Source organism: Thiorhodovibrio frisius, from assembly GCF_033954835.1.
Lineage (GTDB): Bacteria > Pseudomonadota > Gammaproteobacteria > Chromatiales > Chromatiaceae > Thiorhodovibrio > Thiorhodovibrio frisius.
In genome coordinates, this window is record NZ_CP121471.1 from 3,251,724 (window position 1) to 3,274,825 (window position 23,102).

Below are 23,102 nucleotides of genomic sequence, written 5' to 3' on the forward strand. Positions count from 1 at the left end.
CCGATACCGAAGCGCGCCTCGGCGTCGGCGCGGAACTCAGGCGGAAGAAAAGAGAAGTTGCTCATACTGGCCTTCCGGACTGGCGCGGATTTTTACGCCTGATTGTCGATCAAATCAGCAAGAACGCGAAGGTTGCGATGAAGACTTGGCAGATCGCGGTGGATGGTCGTCCAGATGGCGCTCAAGTTAAGTGTGAAGTATCCATGCGCCAGCATGTTGCGCATCCCGATGGCCATTCGCCACGGGATCTCCGGATGTTCTCCCGCAAAGTCCGGGAAGCGTTTTGTAATGTTGTTTGATGCCTCACCGATGATCTCGAACGTGCGAATGACTGCGTCTTGCGTCTTGCGTCTTCTCGTCGTCGCAAAACCTTGCCTCGTCCATGCCTGAGGTGTAGCGCTGACAGCGCTCGATGGCGTCGAGAATGTGCTGAAGAAAATCCGACAGCCGCAGTTCGTCGAGCGAAGTCATACGCGCTGCGCCTCATCCAGCACCTTCTGCTTGAAACGCTCGGGTAGGGAGCCAGGAGTCAGCACATCGACACGGAGGCCGAGCAGCTCGGACAGCTCATACTGAATACCGCCAAGGTCAAAGTAGGTGGTCTCACTCGTCGGGTCGACCAAGAGATCCAGATCGCTGCCCTCCCGGTCCTCACCGCGCAACACAGAGCCGAAGACGCGCACGTCGGTGACCCGGTGACTTAGGGCAATTTCGCGAATGCGGTCACGATGTTGTTGCAGGGCTATCGATGGGCGCATTGTCCGGGTGCTCAGTTGCTTGGTCGGTCAATTATAGCGCATGTCAACAGAGGTGGAACACGGAACTCGGGACGGAAGGCGCTTTAGCGAATGGCTGCTGGATGCGGTTCGCTTTCCCGCCCTGCGCCTTGCAACAAATTCAAATTCGCTCGATATGTGGCTTGCCAAAGCGGAACAGGGGTAGGCTGCCTTGGGCCAAGGACTGCCGGACGGCTCTGCCTGTCTCCGCGTCTCCCTTTTTGAGATCCTTCACTTTGCAAAATGCGTCGGTCTCGTGGAGCGGGACGAATACGAGGAAAAACGGGAAGCCCTCGACCTTGCCGATGGCTGACCGAAGTCTACACAGATCAGACCGGCAATCATCAAGGTGGCCCGCATCCCCATCGTGGAAAACCAGATAAGCCATCGCCGGATGACCGCCGGGGCCGCTGGCGGATACAGCGGACGCAGCCCGATGCACCATTTGATAGATCAGCTCGCCGCAATCGTCGGTCGCTATCGTTCCAGCGGCATGAGATTCGATCTGGTCGAGCCAGCCGCGCAAGACCAAGCGTCGATTTTCAGGTGCCGTTCCGCCTCCCAACCACTTGGAAACCGTCTCGTAACGCGGCTCTGTCCACTTGGCCTCGACCGCGAGAGCCCGATTCGCCGGAGCCGCCTCAATCGCCATCAGATCGGTATGGGACGCCTGGCCTCGCCCACGGCTGGGCTTAACCTGATATTCGAGATGGAGGTCGGTCGCCTCGGGGTTCAAACCGGATGCTTTCAGCAATTCCCACAGGAACACGGGCGGCTGTTCCTGCCGCAGCGCGTCGAGCAGAGGAACCGTCGATCTGGTCGGCGAGTTGAACTCTGAATCCTTGTATTCGGCCAGCCAGTTACCCGGTGTGACAGATTTTTGGTTGTAGAAAAATCTCATCACTCGATCAAAGCTCTCCATTGAAGGCGCCGGATTTGGAAAGACGCAAACAGGGCATCCAACTCGGCTAGGTGGGCGCGCAGGCGGATTTTCTGGCGCTCGACTGATCCGGCGATGGTGGCGAAGCGGTGCTGGAGGTCGAGGGGAGGCGCCGATGCCAGCCGCTGCGGATGTTGCGCTCCAGTTGCCGGCTGCTCCAGCCTTGGTCGGCGGCCTCGCGGATGTAGTAGTCGCGGGCCTCGGCCTCTTCGACCCGCATGATCAGGCGGTAGTGGCTCCAGCTCAATTGGCTACGCAGTGCGTAGCCTTTTTGCAGCTCGGGGAAGGTCAGATAGAACTTGCGGAAATTCTTGAGGTTGGCAATAGAAAAGCCCTTGCCGAACTCGTCCCCGAGCCGCTTGGACAGTTCTTTGATCAGTTGATCGCCATAAGCGGCGTTGGCCTGCCCGCCGTTGCGCCCGAGCGTCTTGATGAAGGGAAAGACGCTGTCGCGCACCGTCTCGAACATCGTCTCCGGGGCGGTCTCCTTGAAACGCGACCAGCGCAGGGCGCTCTGGTCCGGCGAGAAGATCGGCTCTTCGATAGGCTTGCCGGTGCGCGCGGCCTTGCGTTCGCTCAAGGTGTGCAGCTCATCCAGGCGTTTGATGAACAGCAGGTAGGTGAGCTGCTCGATGACCGAAAGCGGGTTGGAGATACCGCCAGACCACAGGGTGTCCCAAATACGGTCGACCTTGGATTTGAGTTCACCTGTGATCATGGTTCTCTTTGACTCAGTCGATTAGATCGAAAGAATCGAGTCTGGAATCGGTGTTTTCGGCCAAATGGACCCGGTTTTTCTGATGGAGACTTGCGCGGCTTGGCTGACGACAGCCGGGGTTCTGCGGGCAGAAATCGGCGACCTTCCGGGCATTTCTCGGTCACCACGACAGAGACGCAAGCCCACTTAGCGCCCGAGACTGTTCGGCGGGCGGTCAGCGTGCTTAAGGGGTGAAGTCAGGTTTTCGTCACCTTTGATTCTGGATGATGCCCAGAGGTGGCGTAAGTGCCAGAGTTTGGTGCCCAGGGGCGGAATCGAACCACCGACACGCGGATTTTCAGTCCGCTGCTCTACCAACTGAGCTACCTGGGCTAAGGAGAATTGACTGGTGGGCACTGGGAGAAGTGTGCCGCGACCTAAGCCGCCTATTACAACGCCTTTTGTCTTTCTGGTCAAGGTCCGGCAATGGATTCGAGCGGATTTTGGCCGCTACACGAACTATGGGGCCGATTCTGGGGCCCCTAGCCGCTAAAGATCTCCTTGTTATGCGCCTTGCCTCGCGCATCATGCTTCTTGATGAGGCCCTTGCGCACCATCTCTTGCAGGCACTGATCGAGCGTCTGCATGCCATGGGCCTGACCGGTCTGAATGGACGAGTACATCTGCGCGACCTTGTCCTCGCGAATCAGGTTGCGAATGGCTGGTGTGCCGATCATGATTTCGTGCGCGGCAACCCGACCTCCGTTGGGCTTTTTCAGCAGCGTCTGAGACACCACTGCGCGCAGCGACTCCGAGAGCATGGAACGGACCATGGTCTTCTCGGCGGCGGGAAAGACGTCGATGATGCGGTCGATGGTTTTGGCCGCCGAGCTGGTATGCAGGGTGCCAAACACCAAGTGCCCAGTTTCGGCCGCCGTGAGTGCCAACCGGATGGTCTCGAGATCACGCAGCTCACCGACCAGAATGATGTCCGGGTCCTGGCGCAACGCCGAACGCAGCGCCTCGCTAAAACCCAGGGTATCCCGGTGCACTTCGCGCTGGTTGATCAGGCAGCGCTTGCTGGTGTGCACGAACTCAATCGGGTCTTCGATGGTGAGAATGTGCTCGTAGCGGTTTTTGTTCAGATAATCGACCATGGCCGCCAGGGTGGTGGACTTACCAGAGCCGGTCGGCCCCGTCACCAGCACCAAGCCGCGCGCAACATCAACGATTTCCTTGAAGATGGATGGCGCATCAAGCTGCTCAAGCGTTAATACCTCGGACGGGATGGTGCGGAACACCGCCGCCGCGCCGCGCTTCTGGTTGTAGGCATTCACACGAAAACGCGCCACGCCGGGAATCTCGAACGAAAAGTCAGTTTCCAAGAACTCCTCGTAGTCCTTGCGCTGCTTGTCGTTCATGATGTCGTAGGTCAGCGCATGCACGGCACGGTGCTCAAGCGGCGCGACATTGATCCGCCGCATGTCGCCGTCGACACGGATCATAGGCGGAAGACCGGCGGACAGGTGCAAGTCCGAGGCTTTGTTTTTTACGCTAAAGGCCAGAAGCTCGGCAATGTCCATGAGGAACTCCGCTGCTGCATGACAAGAAATTTGGGGCGAACCATTTCAGTGGTCGGTGTTCAGTGGCGAGTGGACCCAGGTTACTCGCTTGCTGCCTCCGGATTATCTCCTGGAACCAACACAGTCGCCGCCGGCCAACTCGTCTGCAATTGGATTCTAGCCTGCTTGCGGAAATTCTGCCGGGTTGGTTCACCCCGAGGGCGAATGGGTGCTGGTGTTACCGCCGGCCTCAAGCGCCGCAGCCTTGGCGAGAACCTGCTGTTCCATGCGCTCGGCAAAGTGCTCCAGTTGCGCACGAATGCCCCGGTCGGCAATGCCGAGCATTTTCGCGGCCAGCAAACCGGCATTGCGCGCGCCATTGATGGCCACAGTCGCCACCGGCACGCCGGCAGGCATCTGCACGATGGACAGCAAGGAGTCCTGCCCGCTGAGCGCCGAGGTCTTGACCGGCACACCGATGACCGGCAGCGGTGTCATGGCTGCGGTCATGCCGGGCAGATGCGCCGCGCCACCGGCCCCGGCGATGATCACCTCCAGGCCGCGCTGGCTTGCGCTTGTGGCGTAATCAAACAGCCGCCGTGGCGTGCGATGCGCCGAGACGATGGTAAGTTCAAAAGGGATAGCAAACTCGGCCAGCAGGTCGGCTGCGGCCTGCATTACCGGCAGATCCGAGTCGCTCCCCATGATGATGCCAACCCTGGGTTGGCTGGCCTGGGCTGATTGATGGGCTGATTGATGGGTTGGGGTCATGGATGATCCTCTCCGGTGATCTCGATCAGCTCGCGCACCTGTTCGGCTTTGCAGCGCGCCTGCTCAAGATCGGTATCAAGCACGGTTACATGGCCCATCTTGCGATAAGGGTGGGTCGCCGCCTTGCCGTAAATATGCACCGACACACCGGGGATCGCCAGCGCGGCGCGCAACCCTTTGATGACCGGGCGCCCATGATGACCAGGCGCGCCGAGCAGGTTGACCATGGCGGCCGGGCACAGCAGGTCGGTCGCACCAAGCGGCAGACCGGCAATGGCGCGCAGATGTTGTTCGAACTGGTCGGTGACACATGCCTCAATCGTGTAATGGCCTGAGTTGTGGGTGCGGGGCGCGACCTCATTGACCAGCAGGTCGTTTTCTGGTGTCAGAAACATCTCGATGCCAAAAATCCCCACCCCATCCAGCGCCTGCACGGTGCGGATGGCGAGTTGTTCGGCCGCAGCGGCCAGTTCGCCAGAAATGCGCGCCGGAGCCAGCAACTGGTCGAGAATGTTCTGCGCAGGACAAACGCGCATTTCCACCGCCGGATAGCTGCGGCAGTCGCCATCGCGAGCGCGCGCCACCATGACCGCGAGTTCCTTGGCGGCGGGCACAAAGCGCTCGATCAGCGAGGACACTGGCAGATGGCTGGCGAAATCCTCCGGCCCGCGCAGCACGGCAACCCCGCGCCCGTCATAGCCGCCGCGCCTGGCCTTTTGCACCAGCGGGTAACCAAACTCGGCGCAGAGCGCGGCATCGGGCTCAGGCATGGAGCGAAATGCTGCCACCGGGATACCTGCGGCAGCTAATACCTCTTTTTGGCGCAGCTTATCTTGCACCACCGCAAGCAGATCAGGATGCGGAAAGATCGGTCGCCCCTCGCGGCTTAGCTCGGCCAGGATGGCGCTGTCGATATTCTCGAGATCGAAGGTGGTCAGATCACAAGACTCGGCCAGCTCTCGCAGGGCTGCCGCATCCTGGTAATTGGCAACGATCTGGTGCCCAGACACCTGCCCAGCGGGCGAATTTGGCGTGGGATCGAGCACGGTACAGGTGCAGCCAAGCTGTTTTGCAGCCTTCACCATCATGCGCCCAAGCTGCCCGCCGCCGATGATACCTATCCGCGCGACGGGGTAAGGGAAGCTGTCCTGGTCGGAGCGCGCGGTCATTCAGGCACCCATCGCAACGGCTGGTTCCGGCTTGGCGACATCGAAATCGTCAAAGGCCGACAGAAAAACGCCAGAAACCCGCATTAGGGCGGTCATAGCTTCATTGAGCTGGGCGCGGATGTCGGGTTCGCTGGCGATGGCGAAATCAAGAAAAGTGCGCGCCACCAGTGACAGTTCGCGCGAGCGCGAGTAGACCAGATGCCAGCGCCGGCGGATCGGGAAGCCTTCGACATCGAGCACCGCAAAGCGCCCGCCCCCGCTTTCGAGCCGCACTGAATGCAGGGACAGAGCCGAGATCCCCAGACCGCCAAGAATGGCATGCTTGATGGTCTCGCTACTGCCAAGCTGCATGCGCACCCGGGGCTCGACCCCGGCAGCGGCAAAGTGCTTGAGCACCGCGTCGCGCACACCGGAGCCTGGTTCCCGCAGCAGCAGATCTTCCTCCGCCAGGCGGCTCATGGGAATGCGCGGCTGCCCGACCAGCGGATGGTCGCTGCGGGCAATCATCACCAGTGGATTGGGCGCGAAGGGAACCGCTTGCACTTCCTGGCCGAGATCATGATGCTGTCCCATGACGTAGAGATCATCGTCCTGGGCCGATAAACGCTCAAGAAGCTGATCGCGATTGGTCACATTCAAGAACACATCAATGCCGGTGTAACGCTGGCAGAAAGCGCCAAGAATTTCCGGTGCCACATAGGTCGCAGTGGTGATGACGCCCAGACGCAACCGGCCTCGGCGCAGGCCTTTGAGATCGGAGAGTTTGGTCTCGAGATTGGCCAGGCCGTTGAGAATACCACGGCAGGCCGCGTAAACCTCGCGCCCGGCATCCGTGGGCTCGACCGTGCGCCCGACATGATGAAAAAGCGGTGTGCCGATAGACTCGGACAGCTTCTTGATCTGCATCGACACCGTCGGCTGCGTCAGAAACAATTCCTCGGCTGCACGCGTGAAGCTACCCAGACGCACAATGGCCTCGAGCAGTTGCAGTTGGCGCAGGGTGCAGTGGCGGACCAGATAATCGGCCCCCGCGCTGCCCAAGCCCTTCTCGGACAGGGTGCCTTTCATCTGTGATTTTGCTGGCATCAATGACGCCAGCGAACAACTGGCGCTGGCGCTGACACGGGCGCCGCGCTCAGTCCGGCCACACCCGCGCACCCGCACTAAACTCATCCGCGCGTGCGGGATTCAGCGCCGGCCCGTGCTTTGCATCCGCCTTGGCAGCACTGCGCGCCGCGCTTGCCGTCTTACGACGCGGGGAATTCGCACTGCTTTTGGCAGGGCTCTGACGCGTGGCGGTGTCAGTCGCTGCGGGCGTTGTTCCAGTGTTCTCTGACATGGCAGACACCTCGGGATACGCAACTCGCGCGCACCCATTGATGGGAAATTGGTGGGATAGAAAAATGCTGGAAAGGCAATGGCTGGGGATGATGATTGGCAGAAAAACATCGGCCAGCCCAACCCGGCCTAACCGAGGAGTTGCTCAATGCGTTCGGCAAAAGTTTGCGCCTGTGCCGTCAACTCTCCGGAGTCCTCATCGGCGAAAATTGTCAGATTGGCATAGGTTCGCCCGAAACTGAGATTGGGGTACACATCCATGGCTTCTGACAGCTCCCCGGCCTGTTCCAGAAACACCCGGGTGGCTTCATAGTCAGGGAACTCCAGACGTCGCTCCAAGCGCAAGGGGCGCTCCCGTCGGGTCCAGCCATGCCAGCCCGGCCCCTCGTGTGATTCCCCCTTATGCGATTCATTGCGCAAGGGTTTGTCAGAGCCCAATGGCCCAGAATCAGTCCCAGAACCGGACTCAGAAGTAGGCGCGTTCATTCCAACCCTGATGCTGGCCCGCTCCCAGAGTCTTCAGCCAGGTGTCGACTTCCTCGGCGTGGGCCATTTCGTCGTTTAGCAGTCCCTGAAAGAATTCGGCGTTTTCCATCTCGCCCATGCTGCGACAAAAACGGGTGGCCTCATCATAAAGCGCCACGATCTCGGCCTCGAGCACGGCATCCTGTTGCAGCAAGCCAACCAGGCTGTCCGCCACGGCGACCGGGCGCAACTGGGATGCATTGGGTACGACACCAACACCGAGCATACGCTTGACGATGCGCTCGGCATGGCGCATTTCCTCGACCGTCTCGGCACGAAAGCGGTCCGCCGCCTCGCGCAGGCCCCAGGCTTCCGTCAGGGCGGCCTGGGTCATGTACTGCTGCACGGCTGAGTACTCAAGACTCAAGGCGCGTCCGAGATACCCGAGCGTGCGGGGATGAACCCCTGGCTGGTGCATCATTTGTTTGCTGACCTGAATGACTCTCTGAGAAATTTCTTAAGGGAGTAATTTCTTAAGGGAGTGGCTTCTTAAGGGAATAGTTTCTTAAGGAAGTGGTTTCCCAAGAGAATGGTTTCTTAAAACGAATGCGCTGGCGGGCCGTCCTCCTGGAGCAACACCCGCCACCGCAGCGGCCGAAACCAATCAGATAGAGGTCTGACATGGACCTCCGGTGGCCATTAGGCCGCAGCGCCGCCAGTCGGCAAGACAGGTTCGACTTCCCGATGCGGACGAGCAATGATGTGTGCAGCCACCAGGCCGTCACCCACGCGCTCGCAGGCATCCGCGCCAGCGCGCACTGCGGCATTCACAGCGCCAGTCTCACCGCGCACCAGCACGGTCACATAGCCGCCCCCAACAAACTCACGACCAATCAGACGCACTTCTGCTGCCTTCGTCATCGCATCAGCCGCCTCGATGGCCGGTACCAGACCGCGCGTCTCGATCATGCCAAGAGCAATACCCATGGTTTCGTTCGCCATTGTGTTTCTCCGTCTATCTACGCTCAAAAGAAAAGCTTACAAATTGCGGTTAGGTGCCGCTTACCAGCAGCCAGGCTTTATCGCCTTTGCTGCCCCGACAGAAAACTGCCGCTTGCCTTCAGTGCCGGCTCCAGCTCGGGATGCGGACGGGCAATGATGTGTGCGGCCACCAGACCGTCACCAACCCGTTCGCAGGCATCCGCCCCGGCGCGCACGGCGGCATTCACGGCGCCGGTCTCACCGCGCACCAGCACGGTGACATAGCCACCACCGACAAATTCCCGTCCGACCAACCGGACCTCAGCCGCCTTGGTCATCGCATCGGCCGCTTCGATCGCTGGCACAAGACCCCGGGTCTCGATCATGCCTAGCGCGATACCGTGGTTCTCGCCTGCCATTTCAATGTCTCCTCGTTTCAACTCGCCCGAGTCAATTTGACTGGGCCGAAACTATTGCCAAACCTGTTGCCGAAACCAGGTTCTATACCGGGGCCGCATCGCTATCCCAGTCATCGATAATTCCGCCGATGGTGAGATCAGTCAGAATTTTCGCATCACCCATCGCATAGCGACCAGCCGAGCCGTTTACCGTAAATACCCAATTTCCCGGCCGCACTCCGACCGGATCGGTCGCGACCTGCAACTTGCCTTTGGCATCCCGCAGCACCCGCAGGCTGCAATGATCCAAACCGGACACTCTCAGCGTACAGACCAGAGTGTCGACCACCTGAAAAATATCCATGAACCAGTTACCACACCCGCACCGCCGGGTCAGGTCTCCGGTTGCCAGTCATCGATGATGCCAACGATGGTCAGGTCGCTCGGATATTCCTTGCTACCTGCGGCCTCGCGCGCCGCCGAACTGCCAACGCAAATGACCCAGTCACCCGGCACCGCGCCGACGGCATCGACTGCGACCATCTTGCTGCTGCCGTCGAGTACCACCTGCAAATGCTTGTGCTCAAATCCGGAAATGCGATTGGTCGATACCAATGGCTTGAGCACCTGACAAATTTTCATGTCTGTTCGCCCCGCTCAGTGCGCCGCTGCGGCCTGGGTCTGGAGCGAACAGCCGACAACCTCGATTGGCGCACCGGCATCGCAGTCGCGCACAGCGCGCAGACAGTGCAGCAGGCCATCGGCGCACAGCTTGGGGTACCGCGCTTTCAGCGCAGCGGCGATACGCTCGCAGTGCGCAACAGCCCGCTCACGCGCGCCAGGCACGCCACCGTGGTAGTCGTAACGCACAATCACCGGAACCGGCAGCCCGCGACTCACATTGAGCCCGGAGAAAATCTTGATACCCACATCCATATCCGCCGCGCCTTCCTCGACCGTCGCCAGATAGGCGAAATAGGTCAGATTGCGCAGTTGAATTTCCTCAAAACCAATGCCCGCGCCAATAAAGCGCTCGGCATGGCCAATATCCGCATAGCCGCCCTGATGGTAGGCGCGTACATAATCAATCTGCGAGATGTTGTTTTCGATCAGTTGCGCGATCAGCCTGAGCATCCCCTCTGCCGGTGCATCGCCACCGGTACTGCGCGACTGCTCGGCTGCATGTGCGCGAACCAGCTCGAGAATATGCGCTCGCGCCTGCTCCGGCGCCATGCCGCGCGTAATTTCGTAAAGCTTGTGGCCGTCGACCCAGCGGGTCAGATCAATGCGACTGTCGCGGTCAGGCACATGCACGCGAATGGCGTCCGTGTCTGTATCCAGCCCGATCAACAGCAGATCGACCGAGGCGCCACAGCAATAGGTATTCTCAATCGCCTGCTGGAAGGCCTGGAGGCGTTCCAGCCCAGCGCGTGCGGCCAGTTCGTCATCGGAGCCATGCGCCGCGCAGCCTTGGTGCGCCGGATCGACCGAGCTGAAGTGGTACATGACCGTTTTCAGGTACCGGGTTGGCGCATCGGCCGTGTTTGGGCGTCCCTCCCGGAAGCGTAGCATTTCAGTCTCGGCCCATTTCTGCACGGTGTTCTCGACATCGAACAGCGAACCCGCATAGGACTTGCGTCGAACGGCTGCATAGGGCAAACGCAGCACATAGCTGATGGCATGGGCCAGGCGTCCGTCCGCGCAGGGCGTGACATCGAGCAGGTGAAAACCGCAGTCCTGCAAAAAACTGTCAAAGGCCTGCTGATCGCGCCCGCCAAGCGGATCATGGGTATAGAACTCATCGCTGATGCGGCGATAGGTCTTGAACACCGACATCGCAAACAGCCGCCGCATATCCAGCCCGCTCACCCAGGCGTGATTGATTTCCTCGTGCGGCAGTTCATAGCCGAGTTCCGAGTGGATCAGCTCAAGCGCCCGTTCTTCAAAGCGCGGCTCGCACTGCATGGCTGCGACCTGTTTGAGCACAGGTACGATGCGATCAAAGGACTCCTTGACCCGTGCTTCATAGTCGAACAGGCGCGCATTGGCGTTCACATCCGTGAGCGGATGCAGGCGCTGGTTAAACGCAGGCTGCCGGCTGCTCAGATCCCCGCCCAAACGCGCCTTTTGGGTGCCAGGGCGGCCCCCCGACATTAAGCCATCTGAGGTCAAGCCATCGGGAGCCCCTGTGCGCTGTTTGGCCTTAATTTTTCGCACCGAGCGCAAGCTGTGCGACGGTGCCTTGGACGTGCGCCTCACCGCCGCTGACGAGCGCTCACGCCCCGCTGCCGCGCGTCGGGCGGCCTCCTGCGCTTCGCGCCCGCGCGGCGCCGCACTCGCTGATTGCTTAAGCCCTGCGTCAGACCCGGACTCATCAACAGCCGCCGACAACCTTTCGCGCGCGCCGGCGCCCTGGCCCGTGCGCGCGAGCGCACCTCTGCCAGCAAGGCCGGCTGCCGGAGCAACAGCAAGCCCGAGCGAACGCGGCGATTGTCGGTGACGACCTAGCATCTTGGCATCAATCCGTTAGCCTGGCCCGGTACCGGGCTCAGCCGCGAGCCCCGCCAGAATAGGTGATCAGCGAGCCACGGTCGGTACTGCCGCTGCTACCAGTCACGCGACTGACAGGGACAGGTGTCTCCTCGTTGCGCTTGCGCTCAGGCCGCTGCATGGCCGTCATCGGACCGGGTCGGGTCGGGTTGCGGCCTTTTGCCCAGGCGCCTTCTGTTCCTGTGACATGCTCGCCCCTGTCCCAATCGTCGCCGGTAATTTTCAGCCCCGCGGACTGGCCCTCGCCGGTCACCCGGCTCGCGCTTGATACCGCCGGCTTGCCCTCGGGAGCAACCGGCCCGGCATTCGCGCGCGGACCATGCTTGGCAGCGCCAAAGCGAAATTCCTCAGTACCCGTGATCTTGCCAGTTGCCATGCCGAAGGGTCCGGTGATCCGCCCGCCGCCCTCGCTGTTGGTGCCTGTCACCGCGCCGGTGCGAGCCGCACGCTGATGATCGGCCACACGCGCTGGCGAGTTCACGCTGAACTGTTGCCAGGGTGCACCGGTAAGCGCCTGCGGAAAGTCGGGCTCGTCGGGCGTGGCCGCCATTGCGCCGCGCTTCAGTTGGGAATCTCCGCCATCCTCGCAAGCCGCAGCCTGCTGATCAGCGCCCAGATAGGGCGTGCCGGTTAGGGGTTCGCAAGCACCGCGGCTATCGCCCGTCATTCTGCCGCCGACGCCAGGCCCCTGCCCTGTCATTCCGGCGCCACGTCGCGCCATGGGCAGCATGCGCTCGCGCGCTGCCTGCGCCGCTGCAGGCGCACAATACTCTTCTGCCTGCTCCATGCCGGCATAGGGTGTGCCAGTCACTGCCTTGCAAGTACCGGGCTCATCGCCAGTCACCCGCCCGGAACGCCCGGTCTGAGTGCCTGAAACTCGCTGTCCCAGCGCTGTGAGAGACTCACCAACCTTGGCCGCTTCCGGCTCGGGACGCGCGTCACAAAAGCTCTCGAACTGCTCACCTGAGAGGTACTGATCGCCTGTTACTGCGCGACAACTGCCAGGCTCGTCACCGGTGACCTGTGCCGAACGGCCAACCAGGGTGCCGGTCACACGGCCTCCCGTTAGCGTGGAAGACACAGCCACCTTTGCCGGAGCCGCCCTTTCTGGAACCTTGTGTTTGGATTGCCCTGCCACCGCCGAACGACCGCCGCCTTGATGCGATGGAATCCCTTCGGCAATGCTCTGCACATTGGTGTATTGGGTGCCGGTCGTCTTGACGCTGGCGCCTTGCTCATCACCGGTCACCTTTGCTGCGCGATCAGCGCCAGCTCGGTCACCACCAGAACGGCCGACCATTGTGCCAGAGACTGACTGCCCACCCCGTGTCGCGGCCAAACCGGTGCGACGGCCACTGCCTTGGGTCGCATCGGACCCTGGGCGGAGGTCGCAGAACGCCTCAAAATGCGCTGGAGAGAGATATTCGGTTCCGGTCACGCGCTCGCAACTGCCGGGCTCATCGCCGGTAACACGGCTGGAGCGGCCCACCTCATTGCCGGTGATTCGATTACCGAGACCCGAGGGACTGACACCGACCTTGGGGACATTCCGCTGCGGTTCGCTGTGGCAAAATTCGCGAAAGATATCCGCGCCCATGTACTCAGTGCCAGTGACGGCGCGACAGGTACTAGGTTCATCACCAGTGGTCTTGACGCTGCGCCCAACCCGTGTGCCGGTCACAGTCTGCCCGGCTGCGGTCTCGCTGGCGCCGACCTTCCAATGCTGGTCCTCGGCACCGCGCGCCGCAGGGTTCTGGCGCATACGCCCGGTAGGCGCTGATTTGCGCTCACCCGCGCCACCATTGTGGCTGCGCTGCGCGCGCACCCGCTGGGACAGCTCCCGACCAGACAGTTTGGGGTTTGCCTGGCGCGCCAGACTCGCTGCGGACGTGGGCGCGTTTGTGGCCGCCTTGCCGCGTCCGGACTGAGCCGCGCGACGGGCGAGTGACAGCATGCGCCCAGTTGGCTTAACACCCAGGCCAGTGTCACGGCGGTTGACGCGCGATCCATTTCCCAGCCTGGCACCAAACCCGATGCGCCCTTCGCTGGTTCGAGACGCGCTTTCCTTGGACGCATCTTGAGCCGGAATCTTGCTGCTGGCCGGCTGAGTTTTGGCTGCTGGCGCGGCAGATCCGGAAGACGCTGGCACCGCAGCAGATGTTGCCGAGGACGACATCCGTGCGATTTCTTCTGAGCGAACCCGATCCTTTGCCCGGACTGCCCGACGGCCCTGGCGGGACAAAGCTTCACGACGGGCGCGCGCCGCTGAAGGGCGACCCGACGGCGGCCGGCCACGCGCTCCACTTGACGCTGTCCGCGGCTGCCCTTGTGCTTGGCTCGACCATGGCCCTGATTCGGGACCTGATTTGGGACCTGATTGAGACAGGGGCGCAGCGCCAAGCCCGGAACTGGAAGCCGGACGCGGCGATGCGCCGGCCCCAGAATTCGCAGGCTCTCGCACCGGGCCGCTGCGACGGCGCTCGGCGCTTGCCGAGCTTGCCTGTGGCTTGCCGCCGGTAGACAACGCACGGCGTCGGGCGAGAGCGGCCTCGCGACCGCTGGTTTTCAGGTTCGCTTTGCTTGCCATCGTGGTATCCGTTTTCTGTGTCTGCAATTCCGAGCCGGTCTCAGAGCCAAGATTCAGGCTCAGGTAGCGCTCGGACGGGCGATCATCCGGTATGCCAAGGCTCCCTCCGGCGAGGTGCTCGAACATCGGGAACGCGGTGATCGGCATCGGCGGCATGCACAGGCTGGCGGCAGCAGGCGGTCAGCACCGCGCGCTACCGGACAGGCCGAAACAATCCGCTCCGTGACAGATCAGCCGCGACCCTGGAACACCACGAAACAGGAACCCTGACTCTGGGTGTAGCTGTCGTACCCGGTCAGGCGCACATGGTGGTCGGGATAGGTGCGGTGGCAGCCCTCAAGCTCATTGACGACATTGGCCAGCTCGGTCTCACCGAAGAACGGCAGCTTCCACATGGTCCAGTAGTCTTTCATGGAGTTGCTGGGGTGAACGTGCTCAATGGCCGGGGTCCAGCCCTGAGCGATGATATAGGCGATCTGGTCGTAGATCTCGTCCTGGGTCAGGGGCGGCAGGAAGCCGAAGGTCTCGAGGGTTTGTTTGGTCTGGTAGTCGCCTTGAACGCTATGGAAAGGCATGGCTTGCATCCTCTGAAAATTGGGGTCAGCGGCTAAGGTTTCGCGACCAGCGCGCGGCCACCTGGGTGACCCGCGCTGAACATGGACGGAACCGGCAGAAAATTAGCTTATGTCGAGCTTGTCGACGGTGTCGAACTCGAACTTAATTTCCTTCCAAGTCTCCATCGCGATCGCCAGCTCTGGGCTATGACGCGCGGCATCGGTCATGATCTCGCGGGCTTCTTTCTCCAGCTCGCGGCCCTCGTTGCGCGCCTTCACACAGGCCTCAAGCGCGACACGGTTGGCTGCGGCACCGGCCGCGTTGCCCCAGGGGTGACCCTGAGTACCGCCACCGAACTGCAACACCGAGTCGTCGCCGAAGATGGTGACCAGCGCCGGCATGTGCCAAACGTGGATACCACCGGACGCGACGGCAAAGACGCCAGGCATGGAACCCCAGTCCTGATCGAAGAAAATACCGCGCGAGCGATCCTCGGGCACGAAAGATTCACGCAACTGATCGACATAGCCCAGAGTGGAGGCGCGGTCGCCTTCGAGCTTACCGACCACGGTGCCGGTGTGCAGATGGTCGCCACCCGAGAGGCGCAGGCACTTGGCCAGCACGCGGAAGTGGATACCGTGCTTGGGATGACGGTCGATGACCGCATGCATGGCGCGATGGATGTGCAACAGGACGCCATTCTTGCGGCACCACTTGGCCAGACCCGTATTCGCTGTAAAACCACCGGTCAGGAAGTCGTGCATGATGATGGGCACGCCGCATTCTTTGGCGAACTCGGCACGCTCGTACATATCCTCAGGCGTGGCGGCGGTGACATTCAGGTAATGCCCTTTGCGCTCGCCGGTTTCCTGCTGAGCGGACTGGATGGCCTCGCCGACGAATTCAAAGCGATTCTGCCAGCGCATGAAGGGCTGGGAATTGACGTTCTCGTCGTCCTTGGTGAAGTCCAGACCGCCACGCAGGCACTCATAGACAGCACGGCCGTAGTTCTTGGCTGACAGACCGAGCTTGGGCTTGATGGTCGCGCCGAGCAGCGGGCGGCCGTATTTGTTCATCTTGTCGCGCTCGACCTGGATGCCGTTGGGCGGTCCCATGCAGGTCTTCACGTAAGCGATCGGGAAGCGGATGTCTTCCAGACGCAGGTGACGCAGCGCTTTGAAGCCGAAAACGTTGCCGACCAGAGAGGTGAGCACGTTGACGATGGAGCCTTCCTCGAACAGGTCGATCGGGTAGGCGATAAAAGCGTAGAAGGACTCGCTGTCGCCGGGCACATCTTCGATGCGGTAGGCGCGGCCCTTGTAATACTCCATATCGGTCAGCAGTTCCGACCAGACGGTGCTCCAGGTGCCGGTGGACGATTCGGCAGCGACGGCGGCGGCGACTTCCTCGCGTGGCACTCCGGGCTGGCCGGTGCACTTAAAGCAGGCGAGAAGATCGGTGTCGAGAGGGACGTAATCGGGCGTCCAGTACATGTCCCGGTATTCTTTTACACCGGCGTCGTAAGTTTTTACGCTCATGCTCAGCTCCTGTGGTCTGTTTGCGTCTGCTTTCGGCTTGCCGACGCCTCAAATCCGAGATATCGAATCGGAATAAGGATAGCCGGCTGCTGACTTAAACGAAAATCGATTCTCCTGATGTGATCGATAGATGATTGCTGATGTCAGCAGCCGACGGGGAATCGGTTTCAATGCGGCCAAGAACTTTAACCGAATCGACGCTTTCGGACAATGCTTTTCGGCCGATGCGCTTGATCAATCATCAACAAAGGCACCCACAGGCTTGGTTTCTGCAACCGGCTTGACAGCCATATTTGCCCCCCGGCAAGCTTCGCCCCTAGGCACCAAACGGCAGCCACCAGCCAATCAGCCACCAACCGGCAGTCCAGCCGCCTGATCGCGTTCCGGAGCGCCCGCAATGAGCCAAGTCCGCCACCCCAAGACCGGCAAACCCGTCGACACCGCCAAGCTCGACCAAATCGTCGCCAGCGCGCGGCGTGCCAGCGACGAGCGCGCCGCCGGCTATCGCGCCCAGGCGCTCAAACTATACCCCTGGGTGTGCGGGCGCTGTAGTCGGGAATTCAATCAGCAAAACCTGCGTGAGCTGACCGTCCATCACAAGGACATGGACCACGACAACAACCCGCCCGATGGCAGCAACTGGGAACTGCTGTGCCTCTACTGTCACGACAACGAGCACCAGAAGTTCGAGGAGCATCTGGCCGCACTCGCCGCCGGACGCTCCCCCATTCCGAGCAGCGGCCAGAGCGCAACCAAACCGCCCAGCACCCATCGCCCCTTCGACGCCTTGGCCGGCCTGCTCAAAAACCCGCCAGCCGGCGATGACTGAGCCAGAGCCCGCGCGACCATCGCCCGCCCCAACATCCAACGCTTATTTGAAACGGGTCTACAACTCCGCCCACATGCGCAGCAGGTTGTTGTAGGAGCGATCCACATAGGCGGTATGCTCGGCCTCGGGTGCCTCTTTGAGCAAGTGTTCGCGTGCCTGGTTGAGTTCGTAGAGCAGCTCGCGTTGGGCCGGGTCGCGCACGTAGCTTTGAATCCAGGTCAGCGCGACCAGACGCTGGCCGCGCGTGACGGGCGCGACCCAATGCAGGCTGGCTGACGGATAGAGCACCGCATGGCCGGCGGGCAGCTTGACCGCTCGCTCGCCAAAGCTGGTGCGGATAGTCAGCTCGCCGCCGTCGTAGTCCTCTGGTGCGTTCAAGAATACCGTCAGCGACACATCGGTGCGAAAGCGCGGCCCGCTCGCTCCCATGATGGGATCATCGATGTGCGCGCCATAGGTCATGCCGGGCTCATAACGGGCGACGATGAAGTCCGCCACCCGATGCGGCAGCGCGCCAAAACGAAAGGCCGGGTGATGCCCGAGGCTCGGCATCAGGATGCGCGCCAGCCGCTCCATGCGCTGGCGCTCGCCTGCCAACTCCTGATTATGCTTGACCCGCGCGGCGGCAAAGCCGGCACTGAGCTTGCCATCAACAAAGTCAGCGCCCTCGAGCACCTGATGCAGCTTATCGAGTTGTACCTGGTTAAGAAGTTCAGGGATGGTCAGCAACATAGAGGGTCACCTCGGGTGGTTCTTCGCGCTGCTGCGGTGGTCAAAGCGCTTGCCGGTCCTTATTATCGACTGTAAAGCTAAAAAACAGGGCCGCCCGGAGAAGCATTCATGATCCTAGAAGCCATTGTTGACGATCAGGTCTTCAGCCTGAACGTCCCCGAGAGCCTGCTCAGCCAGGCCAGCGAATTTTTTGACCAACTCGACCGCGATATGGACCAGGGCTGGCAGATGAGCCGCGACTGGGTAGCCGCGCCTGACCAAGTGCAGCGCGGGCAGATTGTCGCGGACAAACTTCTCACCGCGCTTGAGAACGAAAACGAAAAGCTTGGCATGCTGACGGCCGGGTATCTACTCGCCCGCCTACCGGGGTTAAAATCGGTAGAACTCGACATCCAGGGCGAGATTCAAAACAACCAGTTCTCTTTTCATCCGGCGGCAGACAGCAACACCGCCACCACCCCGCCCCAGAGCGCCAGCTCCCAGACACCGCCGATGCAAGATACTGGCGAAGACCCCCAGAGCCCCAACGGCCAGGCCGCCGAACAGTTAAAGGCCACTGCGCAAGATTGCAGCAGCGCCCCGCGCGGACTCAGCAAACTCAACGCCATGGCACAAGCCGGTCAGGATGTGACCAAGGTGTTCAAGGTTGGCAAGGGGTACCGTTTCTCGGTATTCGATCACAGTGCTCAAAGCTGGCAGGACGGCCCCCTGCTGAAAACCCAGGAAGAAGCCGACCGGCTGCGTGAGCAGGTCTTCACCAGCCGCTATGAGGCATTGCAGCGCGCGGATTGATCAGAACGTCTTGCGGCTGGCGTCGATACTGGCAATGATCTGCTCAGCAGAGACATCCCCGGTCACCAGCGCGCTGCCGATACCTTTGAGCAAGACCAGCCGCAGGGCGCCGGCTTGCACCTTTTTATCCACCGCCATGAGTTCCAGCATGCGCTCGCTGCCAAGCCCCGGCGGCGGCGCGACCGGCAGCCCGAACCGCTCAAGCAGGCTGCGAATGCGCGGCACGGCAGCGGCATCTAGCCAGCCCAACTGCCGCGATAATTCCGCCGCCATCACCATGCCTGCTGCGACGGCCTCGCCGTGGAGCCAGTCGCCATAGCCGAGACCGGCTTCGATGGCATGACCGAAGGTATGCCCCAGGTTCAGCAGCGCACGCTGGCCGAGTTCGCGCTCATCGGCCTCGACCACATCGGCCTTGTTTTGACAGGAGCGCTCGATGGCCTCAATGAGCGCAGCGGCGTCGCGGTTTTGCAGGGCATCAGCATGCGCTTCGAGCCAGTTGAAAAATGCCGGATCGCGAATCAGACCGTATTTCACCACCTCGGCCAGCCCGGCTGCGAGTTCCCGCTCAGGCAAAGTGCTCAGGGTGTCGGTGTCGGCGATCACCGCCACCGGCTGGTGAAAGGCGCCGATCATGTTCTTGCCGGCGGGATGATTAATGCCCGTCTTGCCGCCGACTGAGGAATCGACTTGCGCAAGCAGGGTGGTCGGCACCTGAATGAACGCGACGCCGCGCTGATAGCAAGCAGCGGCAAAACCGGTGATGTCGCCCACAACCCCGCCGCCAAGCGCGATGAGAGTGCAGTCGCGCGCGTAACGCTCGGCAAGCAAGGCGTCGAAAATGCCATGCCAGGTGTTGCGTTCTTTGTAGATCTCGCCATCGGGCAGAATGCGCTCGGCAACCTGCAAGCCAACCAGGCCAGCGCGCAGAGGTTCCAGGTACAGCGGCGCAACCGTGGTGTTACTGACCACCATCACCTGCTTGCCGCGGACATAAGGCCGTAGCAGATCCGGCTCGCGCAGCAAACCTGGGCCGATAAAAATAGGATAGGAGCGCGCGCCGAGGTTGATATCGAGCCGTTTGTTCATGAGGCGGGTCTTGAAGTGATGAGCATGCACAAGCAGCCATGCCGTAAAACAGCCGCTTTCTTATCCGGGGTGGTCAGGACCATATGCCTTACCGTGAAACAACGGGCTTCATCCGCCGGGGTGGCCGTGACCATGAGCGTTAGGGAGCTTCATCTTCCAGCCGTCGGGCGATTTCTTTGACCACGGACGCGGTTCCCCGTCGCTCGGTCGAGACCACCATGTCGGCGACCTGACGATACACCGGCTCGCGCACAGCCATCAGGTCTTTGAGTGTGGTCAGCGGGTCCTCGGTCTTGAGCAAAGGCCGGTTGCGATCCCGCGCCGTGCGCGCATGCTGTTGCTCGGCACTGCAATGCAGGTAGATCACGAACCCGCGCGCGGCAAGGCGCTGGCGGTTCTCAGCCACCATCACGGCACCACCGCCGGTCGCGAGCACGACGCCGTCCTGTTCGGTCAAGTCCTCAATGACTTGGCGCTCGCGAGCACGAAAGCCCGCCTCACCCTCAAATTCAAACACGGTGGGAATATCAACACCAGTGCGCTGTTGAATTTCCTGATCGCTATCGAGGAAGCTATAACCCAGCGTCTCGGCCAACTGGCGCCCAATAGTGCTTTTGCCAGCGCCCATCGGGCCGACTAAAAAAATATTTGGTGGCAATGTCATGCTGCACAGATATGCCAGATTTGCCGACTCAGGGCAAGGCAACCGATCAATCTTTCTGTGCGAATGCCCTTCACCCGCTTATACTGTATCCCCTTATCGCAACGACCCACTGCTGATTCTGACCCCATCAATCCACATGAGCCCCCATCAGTCCCAGCCTGCGGCCCAGCCGCGTCCGGTCTTTCTCGAGCTTTGGCGTATTCGCTTGCCGTTGCCCGGGATGGTTTCCATACTGCATCGCCTCAGCGGCGTATTCATGGTGCTAGCGATCCCCATTGGCGCTTGGGCGCTGGGATCGGCCGTAGCCTCGGCATCGGGCTATGAGCGCATCACTGGACTGCTGAGCGCTCCGCTGGTCAAGATCGCGCTGCTGGTGCTTTTATGGTCTTTTCTGCATCACCTGTTCGCAGGTCTGCGCTACCTCGTCATGGACCTCGGCCTGGCCGTTGACCTCAAGCCGGCCCGGCTCACAGCGGCCATCGCGCTGGGCGCCGGGTTAGTGATCACGCTCATTCTCGGCGGGGTATTGCTATGAGTCGTCAGGCATCGGGGCTCAAAGCCTGGGTTATACAGCGCCTGAGCGCAGTCTATGTTGCTCTATTCGGCAGCTATTTGGTCATTCGCCTCATTGCTGCACCACCCGTCGATCATCAGGCATTTCTTGCCTGGATGGCCGTTCCCTGGGTGGCGCTTGGTGTACTTCTCTATATCCCACTGCTGTTACTGCATGCCTGGGTAGGGGTGCGCGATGTACTGATCGATTACATCAAGCCATCCGGGCTGCGCATGGGCTTGCTCAGCCTGTTTGCACTGATGCTGCTCGCATCGGGTCTATGGGCGGCGCAAGCGGTGGTGATGGCGCGAGCCCTGGCGATTGACGCGGGAAGCATGGGATAAAGCATGAATTTACAGCACCGACATTTCGATGCCCTGATCATCGGCGCTGGCGGCGCCGGACTCAACGCAGCACTGCGTCTAGCCAGCGCCGACTATCGCGTCGCCGTGGTCTCCAAGGTCTTCCCGACCCGATCCCACACTGTGGCTGCCCAGGGTGGCGTAAACGCAGCCCTGGCCAATGTGCTGCCAGACAACTGGCACTGGCACATGTTCGACACCGTGAAAGGCTCGGACTACTTAGGCGATCAGGACGCCATCGAGACCATGTGCCGCGAGGCCATCCCAACCGTCTATGAGCTGGAGCACGCCGGCGTGCCCTTCTCGCGGCTGGACAACGGCAAAATCTACCAGCGTGCCTTTGGCGGGATGACCCAGAACTTTGGCGGCGACCAGGCTGCGCGCACCTGCGCGGCGGCGGATCGCACCGGGCATGCCATTTTGCACACGCTTTATCAGCAAAATATCCGCGCACGCACCCATTTTTTTGATGAAGTCTTCGCCGTCGATCTGCTGCGCGATGACGAGGGCGTGGCGCTCGGCGCCCTGGTGCTCGACATTGCCACCGGCGAGCCCTTGGTGATTGAAGCAAAAACCACCCTGATCGCAACCGGCGGCTACGGGCAAGTCTTTCGCACCTGCACCAACGCCTTCATCAACACTGGCGACGGCATGGCCATGGCGCTACGCGCCGGGGTGCCGCTGCAAGACATGGAGTTTTACCAGTTCCACCCCACCGGCGTAGCCGGCAAGGGCATGCTCATTACAGAAGGCGCACGCGGCGAAGGCGGCTATCTGATCAATGCCTCAGGTGAGCGTTTCATGGAGCGCTATGCCCCCAAGGCGCGCGATCTGGCGAGCCGCGATGTGGTGGCCAGATCCATCGTGACCGAGATCCGCGAAGGGCGCGGCTGCGGCCCGCATCAGGATCATGTGCTACTCAAGCTCGATCATCTCGGCGCCGAGGTGGTGCATCAGCGCCTGCCTGGCATTGTCGACATCTGCCGGGTGTTTCTGGGTCTGGACCCTGCCGAGCGGCCCATTCCGGTGTTCCCGACCGCGCACTATGCCATGGGCGGTATCCCGACTGATCGCGCCGCGCGCGTGGTGGCGCCCGCCCGTCATGGCCCGGAAGAATACGTCCCCGGGCTGTATGCCGCCGGCGAATGCGCCTGTGTCTCGGTGCATGGCGCCAATCGCTTGGGCGGCAACTCGCTGCTGGATATTTTAGTATTTGGCCGCGCCGCCGGGCAGGACATCGAGCGCTATTTGAGCGAAAACCCCAATCATCGCCCCCTGAGCGCCAGCCATCTCGAACCGGCCCTGGCCCGACTCGCACGCTGGGAACGCCAGGGCGACGGCGAGCCTGTGCATGTGGTCAAGGCCGATTTGCGCAAGCTGATGGAAGACCATTGCGGCGTCTTTCGCGATCATGCCACCATGGCCCAGGGCGTCGAGAAGCTACTCGCCCTGCGCGGGCGAGTCGAAAGCGCACGTCTACAAGATCACAGTCGCACCTTCAATACCGCCCGCATCGAAGCACTGGAACTCGACAACCTGGTCGATGTCGGCATGGCCACCCTTGCCACGGCGCTGGCGCGCGAAGAAAGCCGTGGCGCGCACTCGCGCGTCGACTTCCCCGAGCGCGACGATGTCAACTGGATGAAGCACAGCCTCTTCTGGCGCGAGGGTGATCGGGTCGAGGCCAAGCCGGTGCGCACCAAACCGCTGACGGTGGAGAGCTTTCCGCCCAAGCCCCGGGTGTATTAGAAATT

The 23,102-nt window shown here is 61.5% G+C and carries 29 protein-coding genes and 1 tRNA gene; 6 read left to right on the forward strand and 24 right to left on the reverse strand.

The window, feature by feature from the left end; translation table 11 throughout:
- Positions 1 to 92: 92 nt before the first annotated feature.
- The 19 genes from Thiofri_RS24825 to Thiofri_RS14940 all read right to left on the reverse strand — a co-directional run bounded on the left by Thiofri_RS24825 (position 93) and on the right by Thiofri_RS14940 (position 13,601).
- Entirely contained in the window at positions 93 to 329 is a 237-nt protein-coding gene (locus tag Thiofri_RS24825) for a HepT-like ribonuclease domain-containing protein (protein WP_223296687.1), read from the reverse strand.
- Positions 304 to 471 (reverse strand): ribonuclease HepT family protein, encoded by a 168-nt coding sequence (locus tag Thiofri_RS14855; protein WP_223296659.1) that lies wholly within the window; start codon positions 469 to 471, stop codon positions 304 to 306. The genes Thiofri_RS24825 and Thiofri_RS14855 overlap by 26 nt, the downstream gene beginning before the upstream one ends.
- The gene (locus tag Thiofri_RS14860) at positions 468 to 758 is read right to left on the reverse strand and encodes a nucleotidyltransferase family protein (RefSeq protein WP_009146958.1); all 291 of its coding nucleotides are present in this window, start codon (positions 756 to 758) and stop codon (positions 468 to 470) included. The genes Thiofri_RS14855 and Thiofri_RS14860 overlap by 4 nt, the downstream gene beginning before the upstream one ends.
- A 139-nt stretch (positions 759 to 897) precedes the next feature.
- Positions 898 to 1,698 (reverse strand): DUF6946 family protein, encoded by an 801-nt coding sequence (locus Thiofri_RS14865; protein WP_009146957.1) that lies wholly within the window; start codon positions 1,696 to 1,698, stop codon positions 898 to 900.
- 46 nt (positions 1,699 to 1,744) lie between these two features.
- On the reverse strand, positions 1,745 to 2,434 hold the full coding sequence (locus Thiofri_RS14870) for a DUF1016 N-terminal domain-containing protein (protein ID WP_051023740.1): 690 nt from the start codon (positions 2,432 to 2,434) through the stop codon (positions 1,745 to 1,747).
- A 296-nt stretch (positions 2,435 to 2,730) separates the two neighbouring features.
- Positions 2,731 to 2,806: transfer RNA gene (locus tag Thiofri_RS14875), tRNA-Phe, on the reverse strand.
- A gap of 149 nt (positions 2,807 to 2,955) precedes the next feature.
- A complete protein-coding gene (locus Thiofri_RS14880) occupies positions 2,956 to 3,996 on the reverse strand; it encodes a type IV pilus twitching motility protein PilT (RefSeq protein WP_009146956.1) in 1,041 nt (346 codons plus the stop codon).
- Positions 3,997 to 4,185: 189 nt separating this feature from the next.
- Complete coding sequence (gene purE, locus Thiofri_RS14885) at positions 4,186 to 4,746, reverse strand: 5-(carboxyamino)imidazole ribonucleotide mutase (RefSeq protein ID WP_009146955.1); 561 nt, start codon at positions 4,744 to 4,746, stop codon at positions 4,186 to 4,188.
- Entirely contained in the window at positions 4,743 to 5,915 is a 1,173-nt protein-coding gene (locus tag Thiofri_RS14890) for a 5-(carboxyamino)imidazole ribonucleotide synthase (RefSeq protein ID WP_009146954.1), read from the reverse strand. The genes purE and Thiofri_RS14890 overlap by 4 nt, the downstream gene beginning before the upstream one ends.
- Positions 5,916 to 6,983 carry a LysR family transcriptional regulator gene (locus Thiofri_RS14895; RefSeq protein ID WP_009146953.1) on the reverse strand — a complete coding sequence of 356 codons (1,068 nt, stop codon included), beginning with the start codon at positions 6,981 to 6,983 and terminating at the stop codon, positions 5,916 to 5,918.
- Between the two features lie 67 nt (positions 6,984 to 7,050).
- Complete coding sequence (locus Thiofri_RS14900) at positions 7,051 to 7,254, reverse strand: hypothetical protein (RefSeq protein WP_009146952.1); 204 nt, start codon at positions 7,252 to 7,254, stop codon at positions 7,051 to 7,053.
- A 128-nt stretch (positions 7,255 to 7,382) separates the two neighbouring features.
- The gene (locus Thiofri_RS14905) at positions 7,383 to 7,673 is read right to left on the reverse strand and encodes a 4a-hydroxytetrahydrobiopterin dehydratase (protein WP_223296658.1); all 291 of its coding nucleotides are present in this window, start codon (positions 7,671 to 7,673) and stop codon (positions 7,383 to 7,385) included.
- A gap of 46 nt (positions 7,674 to 7,719) precedes the next feature.
- Positions 7,720 to 8,199: a ferritin-like domain-containing protein gene (locus tag Thiofri_RS14910; RefSeq protein ID WP_009146950.1), complete on the reverse strand. Its 480-nt coding sequence runs from the start codon at positions 8,197 to 8,199 to the stop codon at positions 7,720 to 7,722.
- A 218-nt stretch (positions 8,200 to 8,417) separates the two neighbouring features.
- Entirely contained in the window at positions 8,418 to 8,720 is a 303-nt protein-coding gene (locus Thiofri_RS14915; protein ID WP_009146949.1) for a BMC domain-containing protein, read from the reverse strand.
- 77 nt (positions 8,721 to 8,797) lie between these two features.
- A complete protein-coding gene (locus tag Thiofri_RS14920; RefSeq protein ID WP_009146948.1) occupies positions 8,798 to 9,118 on the reverse strand; it encodes a BMC domain-containing protein in 321 nt (106 codons plus the stop codon).
- An 82-nt stretch (positions 9,119 to 9,200) separates the two neighbouring features.
- Complete coding sequence (locus Thiofri_RS14925; RefSeq protein ID WP_009146947.1) at positions 9,201 to 9,461, reverse strand: carboxysome peptide B; 261 nt, start codon at positions 9,459 to 9,461, stop codon at positions 9,201 to 9,203.
- Between the two features lie 29 nt (positions 9,462 to 9,490).
- Positions 9,491 to 9,739 carry a carboxysome peptide A gene (locus tag Thiofri_RS14930; RefSeq protein WP_009146946.1) on the reverse strand — a complete coding sequence of 83 codons (249 nt, stop codon included), beginning with the start codon at positions 9,737 to 9,739 and terminating at the stop codon, positions 9,491 to 9,493.
- A 15-nt stretch (positions 9,740 to 9,754) separates the two neighbouring features.
- Positions 9,755 to 11,251, reverse strand: a complete 1,497-nt coding sequence (locus Thiofri_RS14935; protein WP_009146945.1) for a carboxysome shell carbonic anhydrase — start codon at positions 11,249 to 11,251, stop codon at positions 9,755 to 9,757.
- Between the two features lie 394 nt (positions 11,252 to 11,645).
- Positions 11,646 to 13,601, reverse strand: coding sequence for a CsoS2 family carboxysome shell protein (locus tag Thiofri_RS14940; RefSeq protein WP_223296657.1), 1,956 nt, complete (start codon positions 13,599 to 13,601; stop codon positions 11,646 to 11,648).
- Between the two features lie 224 nt (positions 13,602 to 13,825).
- On the opposite strand from Thiofri_RS14940, the gene Thiofri_RS14945 reads away from it, so the two are divergent.
- The gene (locus Thiofri_RS14945; RefSeq protein WP_323705325.1) at positions 13,826 to 14,167 is read left to right on the forward strand and encodes a hypothetical protein; all 342 of its coding nucleotides are present in this window, start codon (positions 13,826 to 13,828) and stop codon (positions 14,165 to 14,167) included.
- Positions 14,168 to 14,464: 297 nt separating this feature from the next.
- Here Thiofri_RS14945 and Thiofri_RS14950 read toward each other — a convergent pair whose 3' ends face one another.
- Both Thiofri_RS14950 and Thiofri_RS14955 read right to left on the reverse strand, forming a co-directional pair.
- Positions 14,465 to 14,809: a ribulose bisphosphate carboxylase small subunit gene (locus Thiofri_RS14950; RefSeq protein WP_009146943.1), complete on the reverse strand. Its 345-nt coding sequence runs from the start codon at positions 14,807 to 14,809 to the stop codon at positions 14,465 to 14,467.
- Positions 14,810 to 14,911: 102 nt separating this feature from the next.
- Positions 14,912 to 16,327, reverse strand: a complete 1,416-nt coding sequence (locus Thiofri_RS14955; protein ID WP_009146942.1) for a form I ribulose bisphosphate carboxylase large subunit — start codon at positions 16,325 to 16,327, stop codon at positions 14,912 to 14,914.
- 397 nt (positions 16,328 to 16,724) lie between these two features.
- Between Thiofri_RS14955 and Thiofri_RS14960 the strand changes: the two genes are divergently transcribed.
- Positions 16,725 to 17,156, forward strand: a complete 432-nt coding sequence (locus Thiofri_RS14960; RefSeq protein WP_009146941.1) for a YajD family HNH nuclease — start codon at positions 16,725 to 16,727, stop codon at positions 17,154 to 17,156.
- Positions 17,157 to 17,213: 57 nt separating this feature from the next.
- Here Thiofri_RS14960 and Thiofri_RS14965 read toward each other — a convergent pair whose 3' ends face one another.
- On the reverse strand, positions 17,214 to 17,888 hold the full coding sequence (locus tag Thiofri_RS14965) for a Fe2+-dependent dioxygenase (RefSeq protein ID WP_009146940.1): 675 nt from the start codon (positions 17,886 to 17,888) through the stop codon (positions 17,214 to 17,216).
- A gap of 108 nt (positions 17,889 to 17,996) precedes the next feature.
- Here Thiofri_RS14965 and Thiofri_RS14970 point away from each other — a divergent pair, with 108 nt between their 5' ends.
- Positions 17,997 to 18,680: a hypothetical protein gene (locus Thiofri_RS14970; protein ID WP_009146939.1), complete on the forward strand. Its 684-nt coding sequence runs from the start codon at positions 17,997 to 17,999 to the stop codon at positions 18,678 to 18,680.
- Here the strand turns inward: Thiofri_RS14970 and aroB are convergent, their stop codons facing one another.
- Together aroB and aroK are read right to left on the reverse strand one after the other, a co-directional pair.
- Positions 18,681 to 19,769 (reverse strand): 3-dehydroquinate synthase, encoded by a 1,089-nt coding sequence (gene aroB, locus Thiofri_RS14975; RefSeq protein WP_009146938.1) that lies wholly within the window; start codon positions 19,767 to 19,769, stop codon positions 18,681 to 18,683.
- Positions 19,770 to 19,908: 139 nt separating this feature from the next.
- Positions 19,909 to 20,433, reverse strand: coding sequence for a shikimate kinase AroK (gene aroK, locus Thiofri_RS14980; RefSeq protein WP_040854520.1), 525 nt, complete (start codon positions 20,431 to 20,433; stop codon positions 19,909 to 19,911).
- Positions 20,434 to 20,569: 136 nt separating this feature from the next.
- Between aroK and sdhC the strand changes: the two genes are divergently transcribed.
- From sdhC to sdhA, 3 genes are read left to right on the forward strand one after another with little or no spacing between them, the layout of a single operon-like run.
- Positions 20,570 to 20,968 carry a succinate dehydrogenase, cytochrome b556 subunit gene (sdhC, locus tag Thiofri_RS14985; protein ID WP_040854517.1) on the forward strand — a complete coding sequence of 133 codons (399 nt, stop codon included), beginning with the start codon at positions 20,570 to 20,572 and terminating at the stop codon, positions 20,966 to 20,968.
- Entirely contained in the window at positions 20,965 to 21,330 is a 366-nt protein-coding gene (sdhD, locus tag Thiofri_RS14990) for a succinate dehydrogenase, hydrophobic membrane anchor protein (RefSeq protein WP_009146935.1), read from the forward strand. The genes sdhC and sdhD overlap by 4 nt, the downstream gene beginning before the upstream one ends.
- Positions 21,331 to 21,333: 3 nt before the next feature.
- On the forward strand, positions 21,334 to 23,097 hold the full coding sequence (sdhA, locus tag Thiofri_RS14995; protein ID WP_009146934.1) for a succinate dehydrogenase flavoprotein subunit: 1,764 nt from the start codon (positions 21,334 to 21,336) through the stop codon (positions 23,095 to 23,097).
- Positions 23,098 to 23,102: the final 5 nt, after the last annotated feature.